The organism is Brotomerdimonas butyrica (assembly GCF_025567305.1).
GTDB lineage: Bacteria > Bacillota > Clostridia > Peptostreptococcales > Anaerovoracaceae > Lentihominibacter > Lentihominibacter butyricus.
Window position 1 is genome coordinate 119585 of sequence record NZ_JAOQJP010000009.1, and the last position, 15428, is coordinate 135012.

14 protein-coding genes are annotated in these 15428 nt (G+C 48.8%); 12 read left to right on the plus strand and 2 right to left on the minus strand.

Features of this window, described 5'->3' with window-relative positions; all coding sequences use genetic code 11:
* Positions 1–4: 4 nt before the first annotated feature.
* Genes OCV59_RS07860 through OCV59_RS07880 form a run of 5 tightly spaced genes read left to right on the plus strand, consistent with a single transcriptional unit; the run spans position 5 to position 5169 of the window.
* Positions 5–1012, plus strand: a complete 1008-nt coding sequence (locus tag OCV59_RS07860; protein WP_147593938.1) for a V-type ATPase subunit — start codon at positions 5–7, stop codon at positions 1010–1012.
* Complete coding sequence (locus tag OCV59_RS07865) at positions 1005–1331, plus strand: V-type ATP synthase subunit F (RefSeq protein ID WP_147593939.1); 327 nt, start codon at positions 1005–1007, stop codon at positions 1329–1331. Before OCV59_RS07860 ends, OCV59_RS07865 begins: the two co-directional genes overlap by 8 nt.
* Positions 1328–3106 (plus strand): V-type ATP synthase subunit A, encoded by a 1779-nt coding sequence (locus OCV59_RS07870; protein WP_147593940.1) that lies wholly within the window; start codon positions 1328–1330, stop codon positions 3104–3106. The genes OCV59_RS07865 and OCV59_RS07870 overlap by 4 nt, the downstream gene beginning before the upstream one ends.
* Positions 3099–4466 carry a V-type ATP synthase subunit B gene (locus tag OCV59_RS07875; protein WP_147593941.1) on the plus strand — a complete coding sequence of 456 codons (1368 nt, stop codon included), beginning with the start codon at positions 3099–3101 and terminating at the stop codon, positions 4464–4466. The genes OCV59_RS07870 and OCV59_RS07875 overlap by 8 nt, the downstream gene beginning before the upstream one ends.
* Before the next feature lie 10 nt (positions 4467–4476).
* Positions 4477–5169 (plus strand): V-type ATP synthase subunit D, encoded by a 693-nt coding sequence (locus tag OCV59_RS07880; protein ID WP_147593942.1) that lies wholly within the window; start codon positions 4477–4479, stop codon positions 5167–5169.
* A 122-nt stretch (positions 5170–5291) separates the two neighbouring features.
* On the opposite strand, the gene argH is transcribed toward OCV59_RS07880, so the two are convergent.
* The gene (argH, locus tag OCV59_RS07885) at positions 5292–6668 is read right to left on the minus strand and encodes an argininosuccinate lyase (protein ID WP_147593943.1); all 1377 of its coding nucleotides are present in this window, start codon (positions 6666–6668) and stop codon (positions 5292–5294) included.
* Between the two features lie 152 nt (positions 6669–6820).
* Positions 6821–8089, minus strand: a complete 1269-nt coding sequence (locus OCV59_RS07890) for an argininosuccinate synthase (protein WP_147593944.1) — start codon at positions 8087–8089, stop codon at positions 6821–6823.
* Between the two features lie 204 nt (positions 8090–8293).
* Here OCV59_RS07890 and OCV59_RS07895 point away from each other — a divergent pair, with 204 nt between their 5' ends.
* From OCV59_RS07895 to OCV59_RS07925, 7 genes are all read left to right on the plus strand, one after another.
* Positions 8294–9556: an AI-2E family transporter gene (locus tag OCV59_RS07895; protein WP_147593945.1), complete on the plus strand. Its 1263-nt coding sequence runs from the start codon at positions 8294–8296 to the stop codon at positions 9554–9556.
* Positions 9553–10464 carry a UDP-N-acetylmuramate dehydrogenase gene (gene murB, locus OCV59_RS07900; RefSeq protein WP_147593946.1) on the plus strand — a complete coding sequence of 304 codons (912 nt, stop codon included), beginning with the start codon at positions 9553–9555 and terminating at the stop codon, positions 10462–10464. Before OCV59_RS07895 ends, murB begins: the two co-directional genes overlap by 4 nt.
* Positions 10457–11209, plus strand: a complete 753-nt coding sequence (locus tag OCV59_RS07905) for a PHP domain-containing protein (protein ID WP_147593947.1) — start codon at positions 10457–10459, stop codon at positions 11207–11209. Before murB ends, OCV59_RS07905 begins: the two co-directional genes overlap by 8 nt.
* Entirely contained in the window at positions 11206–12051 is an 846-nt protein-coding gene (rapZ, locus tag OCV59_RS07910; RefSeq protein WP_147593948.1) for an RNase adapter RapZ, read from the plus strand. The genes OCV59_RS07905 and rapZ overlap by 4 nt, the downstream gene beginning before the upstream one ends.
* 179 nt (positions 12052–12230) lie before the next feature.
* Positions 12231–13172, plus strand: a complete 942-nt coding sequence (gene whiA / locus OCV59_RS07915) for a DNA-binding protein WhiA (RefSeq protein WP_147593949.1) — start codon at positions 12231–12233, stop codon at positions 13170–13172.
* Between the two features lie 5 nt (positions 13173–13177).
* The gene (locus tag OCV59_RS07920; RefSeq protein WP_147593950.1) at positions 13178–14041 is read left to right on the plus strand and encodes a magnesium transporter CorA family protein; all 864 of its coding nucleotides are present in this window, start codon (positions 13178–13180) and stop codon (positions 14039–14041) included.
* Between the two features lie 490 nt (positions 14042–14531).
* Positions 14532–15428, plus strand: an 897-nt coding sequence (locus tag OCV59_RS07925) for a class I SAM-dependent RNA methyltransferase (RefSeq protein ID WP_147593951.1), incomplete at its 3' end; no start/stop codon positions are given.

The following is a 15428-nucleotide window of genomic DNA, read 5'->3' on the forward strand; positions in this document are numbered from 1 at the left end:
TTATATGGCAGTGAGAAATTATGATGAATATGTATTTGCAGATGCATATATAACAAGCTTTGCAAAAAATCTCATGTCATGGAATGATATGATCAGGCTTGCTTCGTGCAAAAACCTGCAGAGTGCTGAAACTGTACTGCAGGAATTCGGATACAGAGAGTCCGAAGAACTTTCCGGCGGAGATATCGACGGCTTTATAAAGAGAGAACAGGAATCGCTTCATGACATGATATACAGCACGGTCCCGTCGCATGAAGAACTTGCAGTGTATTTCCTCCCGTCGGACTATCACAATGTGAAGGTGTGTCTTAAATCAGAATTCCTGGATATGGAGCCGCCGGAATATATGCTGATGGCGACCGGGCTTGAAAGCAGCAGGAAAACAGCAGGTATGATAAAGGAGAGAAATTACGCATTCATGCCGCCTGAAATGAAACAGGCGGTTGCCGAAGCTGCAGATCTCTTCGGACGCGGCGGAGATCCCCAGGAGATAGATATCATAATGGACAAGGCATGTTTCAGTCAGATCGCAGATGCAGCGGAAAAATCCGGAGATGATTTTCTCATCGGATTTGTCAGACTGCAGATAGATATAAACAATATCAAATCGTTTATGAGGCTCCGGCAGATAGGCAAAGCATGGCCTTTTTTCCAGAAAGTATTCCTGGAGCATGGAAACATAAGCAGCAGACTGCTGGTCGCAGCTTATGAAGAGCCATATACGCAGATAGCGGAAAAACTGGAACCTTATGGATTCAAAAATGTTATGGCAGAAGGCGGACGGAGCATTTCGGAGACGGGAGATTTCAGCATTTTTGAGAGATTGTGCGACAACTGCCTGATGGAATACTGCAGGAAAGCGAAATATGAGACTTTTGGCCCTGCTCCCATAGCAGGCTACCTGTATGGCAAAATGACGGAGTTAAGCAATCTGAGAGTGATATTGACAGGTATTTTTATTGGCTCCGGGCAGGAGCAGATAAATGAAAAGTTGAGGGATCCATATGTATAAGATAGGTGTTATAGGCGACAGGGAATCGGTGCTGGGCTTCAAAGCCATAGGTCTGGATGTGTTCCCGTGCAGCCGAAGCGAAGATGCCGAAAAAGTGCTTCACAGACTGGCAAAAGAAGGATATGCGATCATTTACATCACAGAAGTGCTGGCATCGGAAATGATAGAAGATATAGACAGATACAAGGAAGAAATGATACCGGCAGTGATCACGATCCCCGGAAAAGAAGGGTCGACCGGAGAAGGTATGAGAAGTGTCAGCAAGGCTGTTGAACGTGCTGTCGGAGCGGATATACTGTTTGGAGGTGAAAACAGATGAGGCATGGAAAAATCGTTAAGGTCTCAGGCCCGCTTGTGGTGGCATCAGGCATGGAAAATGCAGATATGTTCGATGTAGTGCGTGTAGGAGATCTGGGACTGATAGGCGAGATCATAGAGATGAGAGGCGGCAATGCTTCCATACAGGTTTATGAAGAAACCGCAGGTCTAGGACCGGGAGCTCCTGTTGTAACTACAGGTGCACAGCTTTCTGTAGAACTCGGACCCGGACTTATAGAAACGATGTATGACGGGATACAGCGTCCGCTGGAAGCGCTCAGGCAGAAAGCCGGACCGAACATCACGAGAGGGATAAGCGTACCGTCTCTGGACAGAGAAAGAAAATGGGAATTCGTTCCTGCTGTAAAAGCAGGAGATGTTCTGGAGGCCGGTGACATCATAGGAACGGTGCAGGAAACGGTGATCGTCGAGCATAAAATAATGGTCCCTTACGGGGTAAGCGGCACGGTAGAAAAGATCAGCGGAGGTCCGTTCACTGTTGAAGATGTTGTGTGTACAGTAAAAAAAGAGGATGGCACTCTGCATGATCTGACGATGATGCAGAAATGGCCGGTAAGAAAAGGCAGACCATATAAGGAAAAGCTCGTACCGGATATGCCTCTGATCACAGGGCAGCGTGTCATAGACACGATGTTCCCTATTGCAAAAGGCGGAGTTGCGGCAGTACCGGGTCCGTTCGGATCAGGAAAAACTGTTGTGCAGCATCAGCTGGCAAAATGGGCGGATGCAGATATAGTGGTATATATAGGTTGTGGCGAACGCGGGAATGAAATGACAGATGTACTTATGGAATTTCCTGAGCTGAAAGACCCGAGGTCTGGAGAATCACTGATGAAGCGTACCGTGCTCATAGCGAACACTTCAGACATGCCTGTTGCCGCAAGAGAAGCGTCTATCTATACAGGAATAACTATAGCAGAGTATTTCAGAGACATGGGTTATTCGGTAGCGCTTATGGCAGACTCGACTTCGCGATGGGCAGAAGCTCTTCGTGAAATGTCAGGACGTCTTGAGGAAATGCCGGGTGAAGAAGGATACCCTGCGTATCTTGGATCAAGACTTGCACAGTTTTATGAAAGAGCCGGAAGGACTGTCTCGCTGGGGAAAGAGGGACGTCTGGGCGCATTGTCCGCTATAGGTGCGGTATCGCCTCCGGGAGGTGATATTTCCGAGCCGGTCTCACAGGCTACATTGAGGATCGTAAAGGTATTCTGGTGTCTTGATGCATCCCTTGCATACAAGAGACATTTCCCGGCTATAAACTGGCTGCAGAGCTACTCTCTTTATGTGGACAGGCTGTCGGAGTGGTATGAGGAAAATGTGAGCAGAGAATTTACAAAACTGCGTTCTGATGCATTGCTGCTGCTTCAGGAAGAGGCGGAGTTGAATGAGATCGTGCAGCTGGTAGGTGTGGATGCGCTTTCTTTTGAAGACCGGATCAAGCTCGAAGCTTCAAAATCGATACGTGAAGACTACCTTCATCAGAATGCTTTTCATGATATAGACACATATGCATCTATGAACAAGCAGTACAAGATGCTCAAACTGATACTCAGTTACTACAGGCTGTCGCTGGAAGCTGTGGGAAACGGCGCACCTTTCGGACGTGTGGCATCTGTGCCGGTACGTGAAAGCATAGGTCGTTTCAAATATGTTGAAGAAGCCGGAGTCGATGAGGCGTATGAGAAGATAATGGATCATATGAAAAAGGAGATAGCAGCCCTGGTAAGCAAGGAGGATGAAGACGATGATTAAAGAATACAAGACGATATCAGAAGTTGCAGGTCCTCTGATGCTGGTTAGAGATGTGGAGGGCGTGACTTATGATGAGCTGGGAGAGATCGTGCTTCCGAACGGTGAGCTGCGACTCTGCAAAGTACTTGAGATAAACGGCAGGGACGCGCTCGTGCAGCTGTTTGAGAGTGCTGCAGGCATCAATCTGAAGGAATCGAGCGTAAGATTCCTTGGTAAAGGAACTCAGCTTTCGGTTTCATCTGAGATGCTGGGGCGTGTGTTTGACGGTATGGGTCGTGCCATCGATGGAGGGGCGGAGATAATCGCAGAGAAAAAACTCGACATAAACGGTCTGCCGATGAATCCTGCTGCGCGTGACTATCCTGCTGAATTCATACAGACGGGAGTATCCGCTATAGACGGACTTAACACACTGGTAAGAGGACAGAAACTTCCTATTTTTTCTGCTTCCGGTCTGCCGCATGCGGATCTTGCCGCACAGATAGCACGTCAGGCGAAGGTGCTTGGTGATGAGCATAACTTCGCTGTTGTCTTTGCAGCGATAGGTATAACATATGAGGAGGCTGACTTTTTCGCTTCTGATTTCAGAAGGACGGGCGCCATAGACAGAACCGTCATGTTCATGAATCTGGCAAATGACCCGGCTGTAGAGCGTATCGCGACACCACGTATGGCACTGACGGCAGCAGAGTATCTGGCGTTCGATCTCGATATGCATGTGCTGGTAATAATGACAGATATCACGAATTATGCGGAGGCACTGCGCGAGGTATCCGCAGCACGCAAGGAAGTCCCGGGAAGACGAGGTTATCCGGGGTATCTTTACACTGATCTGGCAACACTTTATGAAAGAGCAGGCAGGAAAAGAGGTCATGAAGGTTCTATAACTATGATACCGATACTGACTATGCCTGAAGAAGACAAGACACACCCGATACCGGATCTCACCGGATATATCACTGAAGGGCAGATCATCTTGTCGCGCGATCTTTACCGAAAAGGAGTACAGCCTCCGATAGATGTCCTGCCGTCACTTTCACGTCTGAAAGACAAAGGTATAGGTCAGGGAAAAACACGTGAAGATCATGCAGATACGATGAACCAGCTTTTTGCTGCTTATGCCAGAGGCAAAGAGTGTCTGGAACTGATGACTATACTGGGAGAGGCGGCTCTTACCGATATAGATCTTATGTATGCGAAGTTCAGTCAGGAGTTTGAAAAACAGTATGTATCACAGGGATACGAAAAAGAACGTACTGTGGAAGAAACACTTGATCTGGGCTGGGAGCTGCTCAGGATGCTGCCGAAGAGTGAACTGAAGCGAATAAAAGATGAACTGATACAGAAATATCTCGGGTAGGTGATGCACTATGGCAGAAAGAATGAATGTCAATCCTACGAGGATGATGCTGACTGCTCTAAAGAAAAGACTGAAGACTGCGGTGAGGGGCCACAAGCTTCTCAAAGATAAACGTGACGAGCTGATGAAAGAATTCCTTGAGCTGGCTCGTGAAAACGGGAGGCTGCGTCAGGAAGTGGAGAAGTCTCTTGAAAGGATATACAGGAACTTTTCGGTAGCGAGCGCGATGATGAGCCGTGAAGTCATGGAAGAATCGCTGATGTTTCCGAAACAGGGCGTCATACTTGATCTGGAAAAGAAAAACATAATGAGCGTCAATGTACCGAGATTCCCTTTTGAAACTATTGCAAAAGATCCGGCAGATATTCTGCCGTACGGTTTTGCAAGAACTTCGGGAGAGCTCGACAATGCAGTATATCAGCTCGCTGATATACTGCCCGCACTGCTGGAACTTGCGGAAAAGGAGAAAGCCACTGACTTGCTGGCGGCAGAGCTGGAAAAGACCAGACGCCGTGTCAATGCGCTGGAATATGTTATGATCCCGAGACTGGAAGCAACTATCAGGTATATCCAGATGAAGCTTGATGAAAATGAAAGGGGCAATCAGACAAGGCTGATGAAGGTAAAGGATATGATGCTTGAGGAAAATATCAGGCAGAAGCGTGAACGTGATAAAAGAGAAATGGAAGCCCTGGCAGAATAGATCATATCATTAAGGTTATCAGACCGTATGGAATATCGACGAAGCAAAATCCCGCCTGTGTTTATGTGCAGACGGGATTTAGTGTATGGCAGTCTGACTGCCGGTATATTATTTTCTGAGGATCATTTCTGTTTTTTTTTGCTGTCGATCTCGGCAAGCTGTGCAGCCACGCTTTCGAATGAAGTGGAGCCCTTTGACTTCTTTGCTTTGAGGCAGCTTCTGACAGCGATCTTTTCATAGATGTCGTCATCGAACTTGTCGGAGAATGATTTGAATTCATCCATCGACATCTCTTCGATCGCGATGCCTTTGTTGATGCAGTAGAGTACTATCTTACCGATGATCTCGTGGCAGTCTCTGAAAGGGATGCCCTTTGAAACGAGGTAGTCGGCTGCATCGGTAGCGTTCATGTAGCCGTATTTAGCAGCGCTTTCCATCTTCTCTTCGCGGACTTTCATCGTGAGTATCATCTCGGTGAAGATGCTCACTGATGCCTTGAGAGTGTCGATCGCATCGAATACCGGGATCTTGTCTTCCTGGAGGTCCTTGTTGTACGCGAGCGGCAGACCTTTGCATATAGTGAGAAGGCTCATCAGGTCGCCGTATACGCGGCCTGTTTTTCCTCTGATCAGTTCAGCCATATCAGGGTTCTTCTTCTGCGGCATGATGCTGCTGCCTGTCGAAAACGAGTCATCGATCTCGATGAAGCTGAATTCAACGGAGCTCCAGAGTATCAGCTCTTCGCAGAATCTGGAAAGGTGCATCATCGTGATGGCGCAGCAGTTTATGAATTCGATCGCGAAATCTCTGTCAGCCACGGCGTCCATACCGTTAGGAAGGACTTCAGCAAATCCGAGCTTTTCAGCGAGAAAATCTCTGTCGGTATCGTATGTAGTGCCTGCAAGGGCGCCGCTTCCGAGAGGGAGCCTGTCAACCCTTTTGAGGCAGTCGCTGAACCTTTCCCTGTCTCTTGAGAACATCTGATAGTATGCGAGCAGATGGTATGCCAGTGTCACTGGCTGTGCGCGCTGCAGATGTGTGTATCCCGGCATCACTGTATCAGTGTGTTCCTTTGCGAGCTTTTCAAGTGCGTCGAGGAGCTCGCTCAGCATATTGTCGACAGCTGCAGTCTCTTTTTTGAGGTAGAGTCTGATATCGACCGCGATCTGATCGTTTCGGCTTCTTGCTGTATGAAGCTTCTTGCCTGTATCGCCTATCCTCTCTGTCAGGATGGACTCTATATTCATGTGTATATCTTCTGATTCTATGGTGAATTCGACTTTGCCGGCTTCGATATCAGCGAGGATCTCCCTGAGTGTCTTTATGATCAGCTGTGATTCCTCGAGGGTGATGATCCCCTGTTTTCCCAGCATTTCAGCATGCGCGATGCTTCCTGTGATATCCTCACTGTACAGTCTCTGGTCGAATTCGATGGATGCATTGAATTCGTCTGCAGATGAAGTAGACGCTTTTGCGAATCGTCCTTTCCAAAGCTTCATATGTTACGGTTCCTCCTTTGATGTTCAGTCGCTGAATTGGATTGTTCTTTTGTAATGAAAGCCCTCTGCATAGTGCCGCACATGATATGCAACCTGTATGCAAAGGGTTTTCGGGGTATATCCTTGCGGATATGAAATGTTATAGTTACTTATTATTCGATAAAGTCTCCGCCTTTGAGGACCTTTCTTTCGAGAGCCTCGTGCTCCTTGGCTCCGCCTTCTACCGTCTGCTTCTGGATAGCACGTATCTTGAGCGGCAGTGAGAACAGGTTTATGAAGCCTTCGGAATCCTGCTGGTTGTAAACTTCGTCTTTACTGAATGTAGCGAATTCTTCGTTGTAAAGTGAATAAGGTGATTTCTTTGCGGCTACGTAAGGAACACCCTTGTAGAGCTTCATCTTTACTGTACCTGTAACTTCTTTCTGAGTCACGTCTACGAAAGCGCTGATCGCTTCTCTGAGCGGTGTGAACCAGAGTCCGTCATATACAAGCTGAGCGAATTTCTGTGAAACGATGTTCTTGTACTGAGTCGTGTCTCTGTCGAGGATGAGCTGTTCGAGTCCTGCGTGAGCTGCGAACAGGATAGTTCCTCCCGGAGTCTCGTATACGCCTCTGGACTTCATTCCAACGAGACGGTTTTCGATGATGTCGATAGTACCTACGCCGTTCTTGCTGCCCAGTTCATTGAGCTTTGTGAGGAGTGATATAGGATCCATCTTTTCGCCGTCGAGTGCTACAGGAACGCCCTGTTCGAAATCGATATCGACATAAGTAGGTTCATCAGGAGCATCTTCCGGTGCAACGCTGAGAACGTGGATCGTCTTCAGGTGCTCGTTCCATGGGTTTTCGAGCTCGCCGCCCTCATGGCTGATGTGCCAGATGTTCTCGTCGCGGCTGTATATTTTTTTAGTTGTCTGGCTGATAGGAATGTTGTGCGCCTTTGCATATTCTATCAGATCTTCTCTTGATGAGAAATCCCAGAATCTCCAAGGAGCTATGATCTTGATGGCAGGATTAAGTGCTTTGATAGTAGTTTCGAAACGAACCTGGTCGTTTCCTTTTCCTGTGCATCCGTGAGCGATGTAGAACGCCTCTTCCTTTTCAGCGATCTCTACGAGTTTCTTTGCCATCAGAGGTCTTGCCATGGAAGTTCCCAGCATGTACTGTCCTTCATAGATAGCGCCTGCCTTGAGAGTAGGCCATATGTAATCTGTGATGAATTCCTCTCTCAGGTCTACAGTGTATGCCTTGATAGCACCTGTAGCCAGCGCTTTCTTTTCGATCGCGTCAAAATCTTCGTTCTGTCCTGCATTGCAGCATACTGCGATAACGTCGTAATCGTAGTTTTCCTTGAGCCATGTCATGATAACTGATGTGTCGAGTCCGCCTGAGTATGCCAGTACAACTTTTTCCTTAGCCATTTTATGTTCCTCCTGAAAATTGATTTATATGTATTCGTTATTACTCAAATCATGAATAAAAATTAGTAACTGGTTATTATTATACATAAGAAATGCATAAATTCAACCCCAATAATGAAAAAATCGTAAATTTTTCTTCACAATTTAAAAATATGGAGACTTTGCATATAAATTATTGTAAAATAGAGCTGTAGAGGTGATCATATGAAAGTAAGTTTTGACGAAAAACACATAAAATGGGGCTTTACTGCATTCCTGGTGATTTTATGCAGTATTATTGTATTTTTTGCAATATACAGGATGTCAGACGTGAGCCATATAGTCAGCAAAGTCGTTTCGATACTTACTCCTTTTATATACGGGCTTATAATGGCATATCTGCTCTGTCCTGTGTACAATTTCACAGTGCGCAACGTATATGCGCTGTTAAAGCGTCCGAAGCGTGAGATACCAAAGGCTGCAGCCATTTCCAAGGCAGTAGGCACGATCGCGTCGCTCGTACTGCTTATGGTGATAATCGGCGGTATGCTGTGGATGATAATACCCGGTCTCATAGACAGCATCGTGAAGATCATCAGGCTCCTGCCTTCGAGCATGGAAAGTCTCAAGGACTGGCTCGATCTCAGGATGACGCGCATGCCGGGGCTCAAGGACATACTGGACGGATGGATAAACAATTTCACCGACAATGCCATCGCTTTCGTGACAGACAGGATCCTTCCGGAGTACGGAGCGATCGCGAGCAGCATATCGTCAGGCGTTATCGGCGTGATAAATGTAGTGAAGAACTTCTTCATCGGCATAATAATATGCGCATATTTTCTTAACAGCAAAGAGACGTTCGCAGCTCAGATGAAGAAGGTGATAATGTCTGTTTTCAGAAAGGAAACGGCTGACGAGATCCTCGAAGGAGCTCATTTCACGAACATGACTTTCGGCGGATTCATAAACGGCAAGATCATAGATTCGCTGATAATAGGCATACTGTGCTTCATTTTCATGTCGATATTCGGATGGGAATACACGCTGCTGATAAGCTGTATAATAGGTATAACCAACATAATACCGTTCTTCGGCCCGTTCATAGGAGCGATACCTTCGGCGCTGCTCCTGCTGATGGTGGATACGAGACAGTGTATATACTTTATAATATTCATACTGCTGCTGCAGCAGTTCGACGGCAATATCCTGGGACCAAAGATCCTTGGCGATTCGACAGGTCTGGCCAGCTTCTGGGTACTGTTCTCAGTGCTCGTGGGCGGCGGGATGTTCGGTTTCATCGGCATGGTGATAGGCATACCTGTATTCGCGATCATATACGCATATGTGACGAGAGCGGTCAACAGCAAGCTCAGGAAGCGTGGACTTTCAACGGATCTCAGTGAATACAGAGTCGAGACCTGCTTCATGAAGAGCGACAGGCCGAAGCGCAGCAGAAAAAAGAGAAAAGGCGGTAAAACGATATGAGTTTTGATGATATAAGGAAAGAACTCGGGGAAAGGATTCCCGGAGTATGTATAGAAGAGAATGTGCCGATGGCGCAGTATACATCATTTCGTGCAGGCGGAAAGGCGCGCATGATGGTGATCCCGGCGGATGCGGAGCAGCTCAGCGCAGTGCTTGGTGTGCTGTCGGGTTCCGGTGTGCAGTACATGGTGCTTGGAAACGGCACCAATATACTGGTGAAGGACAGTGGGTACGACGGTGTGATCGTGAAGATCGGAAGCGGCTTCGACTACGTGCGGCAGGAAGGCTGCAGACTCGTCTGCGGCAGCGGTACGCGCATGTCTGTCGCTGCAAAGGCCGCACTTGAGGGCGGTCTTTCCGGTTTTGAATTCGCATCGGGAATACCGGGCTTCACGGGAGGAGCCGTGTTCATGAATGCGGGCGCATACGGCGGAGAGATGAAAGATATACTCAGACGTGCGAAGATAGTTTCAAAGGACGGTTCGCGTGAGTTTTACATGGCGGCAGACGAGCTTGAGATGGGGTACAGACATACGAAGCTCCATGATACAGGCGATATAGTGACAGAAGTGGAATTTGTTCTGGAGGAGGGCAATCGCACTCAGATAAAAGCGAAGATGAGCGAGCTGATGGAAAAGAGAAATTCCAAGCAGCCTGTGAACTTCCCGAGCGCTGGCAGCTTTTTCAAAAGACCGGAAGGATATTTTGCCGGAAAGCTGATACAGGACGCAGGTCTCAAAGGGCTTTCTGTGGGTGGAGCTCAGGTCTCGGAGCTTCACAGCGGCTTTATAATAAACAGGGGTGGAGCGACAGCGACTGATATCCTGCAGCTCATGGAGATGATCCAGGCGAGAGTCTTTGACGAATTCGGAGTGAGACTTGAGACGGAGGTAAGGATAATTGGATAACAGGGAGAAAATATCAGACAGGTACAGGCTTGTCTACGATCTGCATACACATACGACGTATTCACACGGCAAAGGCTCTGTGGAGGACAATGTGAGAGAAGCCTTCAACAAGAACCTCGATTTTATTGCGATATCGGATCACGGTCCGGGACATCTGTTCTACGGGATCAACAGGAACGAGATCGTGAACATGCGCAATGACATAGAGCGGATGAACGTGAAATACCCTAAACTCAATGTGAAGATGAGCGTGGAGGCCAATATCATAAAGGGCGGCAACGGGCTCGATCTGACCCCTGAGGAGTTCGAGGAGTTTGACTTCGTGATAGCCGGATATCATTACGGTCTGTTCGGGTGTTACTGTATCAGGAACTGGCTGTGGAACAAGGGATTCAAGGCAGGCGAGGAAAAGCTCAGGAAAAAGAACACGGACATGGTGATCAGGGCGCTCCGCGAAAATGATATATCGATACTGACGCATCCCGGAGACAAGGGGCCGTTCGATATAAAGGCGATTGCAGAAGTGTGTGCGGAGACGGATACGCTGATGGAGATAAATACGTGGCACGGTCATATGACTGTTGACGAGATAAAGATCGCGGCGCAGGTAGAGGGTGTGAAATTCATAATCAGTAGCGATGCGCACACACCGGACAGAGTCGGAGACTTCGAGGAGGGCGTGCAGAGAGCGCTTGACGCGGGCCTGGATATAAGCAGGATAGTGAATATAGAGGAGATAAAATGAAAGCAGTGATCGTAACAGGGTTATCCGGAGCAGGAAAGACGCAGGCAATAGACTGTCTGGAGGATATGGGCTACTACTGCATAGACAATATGCCGCCGGCACTGATAAAAAGCTTTATAGACCTTACAGGGAAAGGGAAAGGCATAGACAAGGCCGCATTTGTGATAGATGTAAGGGGCGGCAGGCTTTTTGACGATCTCAAGGATTCGCTGGACGAGCTGCAGAAGGATGATATCGATTACAAGATACTGTATCTGGAAGCATCAGACCGTGTACTGCTGCGAAGATACAACGAGAGCAGGAGGCAGCATCCGCTTTCGGAGGGCGGTCCTGTCGCGGCGGGTCTGAAACTGGAGAGAGAACGTCTCGAAGTGCTGAGAAAAGAAGCGGACTACGTCATAGACACTTCGAACATGAAGACGGCGCAGCTCTGGGCGGAAATCAAGCATATGCTGACCTCGGGCGAAAATCAGAAGACTTTCATCATCAATATAATGTCGTTCGGGTACAAAAGAGGCACGCCGATGGCTGCCGACATGGTGTTCGACATGAGGTTCATACCGAATCCATATTATGTGAAATCGCTGAGACCGCTCACAGGCAACAACGCGAAGGTAAGCAGGTACGTTCTCAAGCACAAGGTCACGAACGATTTTCTCGACAAGGCGATGGACATGATCGAAATGCTGTTGCCTTTTTATATCAAGGAGGGAAAATACAGCCTGAACGTATGCATCGGGTGTACAGGCGGTCATCACAGATCTGTAGCGGTCGCCAACGAGCTGCACCGCAGATTGCAGGAAAACGGAAGAAGGACGACGCTGGAGCACAGAGATCTGTAGGAAACAGCGGCAGTTTATAACAGCAGACAGGCGCCTCTCTGAATTATTCGGAGAGGCTTTTACATAAGGAGCATTGGACCCGTGCAGGGCGCGGTGTTTGTACTGTGAAAAGGTGCAGATGATGATCTCGGCTCGTGATGCGGGTGCATGATGGATAAAGGAAAAAGTGGAGGAAACGGATGTCATTTTCATCTGAAACGAAAAATGAACTGGCGAGGATAGTGCCTGAGAAGAAGTGCTGTATGCTAGCGGAAATCGCAGGCTTCATGCGTATCGCAGGCAGCGTGCAGCTGGCAGGCGGCGGCAAATTCAAGATAATCATGACTACTTCGAACCCGGCAGTCGCCAGGCACTACAAAACGCTGATAAAGACTTACTTTTCAGTGGATCCGCTTGTCGGCATGGGGCAGGAGAAATCGCTGAAAAAAGGTCATGAGTACATGCTTTACATAGGGCCGGAGGAACTGAGCGAACAGATCCTGCGAGAGACCGGTATATTGATGGTAAAGGAAGGCATGAACTTCATCAGTGATGGTATCTACGACGGTCTGATAAGGACAAAGTGCTGCAGAAAGGCGTATCTGAGGGGCGCGTTTCTCGGCGGCGGCACGGTCAATAATCCAGAGAAGGAATATCATTTCGAGATAATGACCGGCACCGAGGTGCTGGCAAAGGAGATGCGAAAGCTGATCAACAGCTTCGTGGACATCAATGCGAAGATAACCGTGCGTAAAAAAGGTTATGGAGTATATCTGAAATCGGGCGAGCAGGTGCGTGACGTGATCGGGATCATGGGCGCATCGCAGCAGTTCTTCAATTTCGATCAGATCATGATGATGAAGGGACTGAAGTCGCAGACGTACAGGATAAACAACCTAGACAATGCCAACATAGACAAGGCGCTCAAGGCTGCCGAGCATCAGATCGAGTGCATCAACAGGATAAAGGAAAAGCGCGGACTGGATTTTCTCTCTGCAAAGCTCAGGGAGGCTGCTGAGATGAGGCTCGAAAACCCTGACGTCGGCATAGAAGAGCTCGGGAAGATGATGCGCCCGCCGCTTTCCAAATCGGGCATCAACAACAGGCTGCGCCGCATCGAAGAAATCGCAAAGGAGCTGTGATCGCTATGAGAAATGTTGAACTTGTAACTGTGAAGGAGTTTTTCGCGGAGCACAGCGAGCTGCAGGGCTACGGTATGCTGACGAGAAACGTTTCTGATATAAAGCACTGCAATGCGGGCATGTTCGGTGACGGTGTGCTCGGCACGCTGCTGGTACCGGACAGGAACGATCTGTCGTCGGCTGCGCTGAAATGCGGATTTTATCTCGACCGCGAGAGGCTGATGATAATCGATGATGACGGCGATGCTCAGAAAATGCTTGGAGACATAGTGAATACGGAGCATTTTGAGGACAGCGATCCGGCATTCGTGCTGTTCGAGATGATTGATTTTCTCGTGCGTGACGATCTTGTTTTTCTTGAGGAGTACGAGCGGAAGCTGGATGACATAGAGGATATGGTGACGGATGATGATGCGGAGATACCGGAGGATCTGAACGGGTTCGTGTCTCAGTACAGGAAGGATCTGCGTGAGCTGACAGGATATTACAAGCTGCTGGCGGATGCGATGGATGTGGTCGAGGCGTTTCTTGCAAAGATCGGAGATGAGAGGAATCAGCAGTTTTTCGCGTTTCTGGGCAACAAGGTGGACAGGCTCTATCACGAGGCTACGGGGATCGCGGAGTACGTGCTGCAGATCAGGGACATACATCAGTCGAAGATAAGCTCGCAGCAGAACAAGGTGATGCAGCTGCTTACGATCGTGACGACGATATTCATGCCGCTTACACTGATAACAGGCTGGTATGGTATGAACTTCAGGGAGATGCCGGAGCTTTATTTTAAATACGGATATGCGGCGGTCATCGTGATATCTGCGGTGACAGTTGTTATAGAGATAATATTTTTTAAGAAGAAAAAGTGGTTCTAGCCGCGCGGCGGCGTGAGGAAGCTGGAAAGGCTGCGGCATGCGGACAGACCGGGGGCAGTAAAAGTTAAGCTCGAAATGTGTGGCGACGTCTGGTTTGTTTTAACGCAGGAGATTTCTCGCAGAGAAATTGACGGGGCATATCAAAAATCTAACGCGGGTCAGAATGTGGCGGAGGCAGCTTTGCCGTATCCGTGAAATATCGCTTGCGATATTTCCTGCCGGAGAGGACAGGTTGGAAGGCCGATAAAAGTTATATCTGAAAATATGTGGCGACGCCGGCATTGTTTTAAGACAGGAAATTTCTCATAGAGAAATTGACGAAGCATCCCAGAAATCTGATGCATGTCAGAATGTGGCGGAGGCAGCTTTGCTGTATCCGTGAAATATCGCTTGCGATATTTCATGGCGGAGAGAAGGCGGGGATGCCAGTAAACGTTAAGCTTGAAAATATTGTGGCGACGCCACTTTTGTTTTGTGAAAAGGAAATAATATGGAAAAAGGAAATATAGTTGAAGTCAGGATCGAGGATATGAGCGGTGAGGGTCAGGGTATCGGAAAGACTGCCGGCGGGTTTGTGGTGTTCGTGCCGGGAGCTGTTGCAGGCGATGTCGTGCGTGCTGAGCTGACGAAGGTAAAGAAAAGCTACGGGTTCGCGCGACTGCTCGATGTGCTGGAGGAGTCGCCGGATCGTACAGATGAATTCGACTGTGAGTTTTTTGAAAACGGCTGCGGCGGCTGCCAGTTCGGCAGGCTGCGTTACGGCGCGCAGCTGGCGCTGAAGGAGAGTCAGGTGAGAAGCAGGCTGGAGCGTATAGCATGTCTGCAGGATCCTGTGATCAGGCCGATCATCGGGATGGATGATGAGGATAATGACGGCAGCGGGCCGTACAGATACAGAAACAAGGCGCAGTTCCCGGTAAGCACGGGCGGGATAATAACCCGAAAGGGAGGTATCGTGGAAAATCTCGGGGATCCGGCTGTCGGGTTCTTCCGTGCAAAGAGTCACGAGGTCGTCGACTGCGGGGACTGCTATCTGCAGTCGCTGCCTGCGATGGCAGCGGCGGATGCGCTCAGGCGTTTCATGGAGGAGGATCATATCACCGCGTGGGATCCCAAGTGGGAAAAGGGTCTGATCCGTCATCTGATAGTGAAAACGGGTTTTTACACGGGCGAGGTCATGGTCGTGATCGTGATAAACGGGAACGGTATCCCGAATGTGCAGAAGCTGGTCGAGATGCTGGATGATGCTATCTATGATGTCGGATATTCTCTGGAAAGTGTGGTCGTTAATATCAAGAAGGGCGAGGCCGGCGCCGGCGGCGGTGCAGGCGCGGGTGCCGGCGGAAAGAAGCGGGGCAGCAGGTCCGGTGGCGGGTCGAAGGCGGCG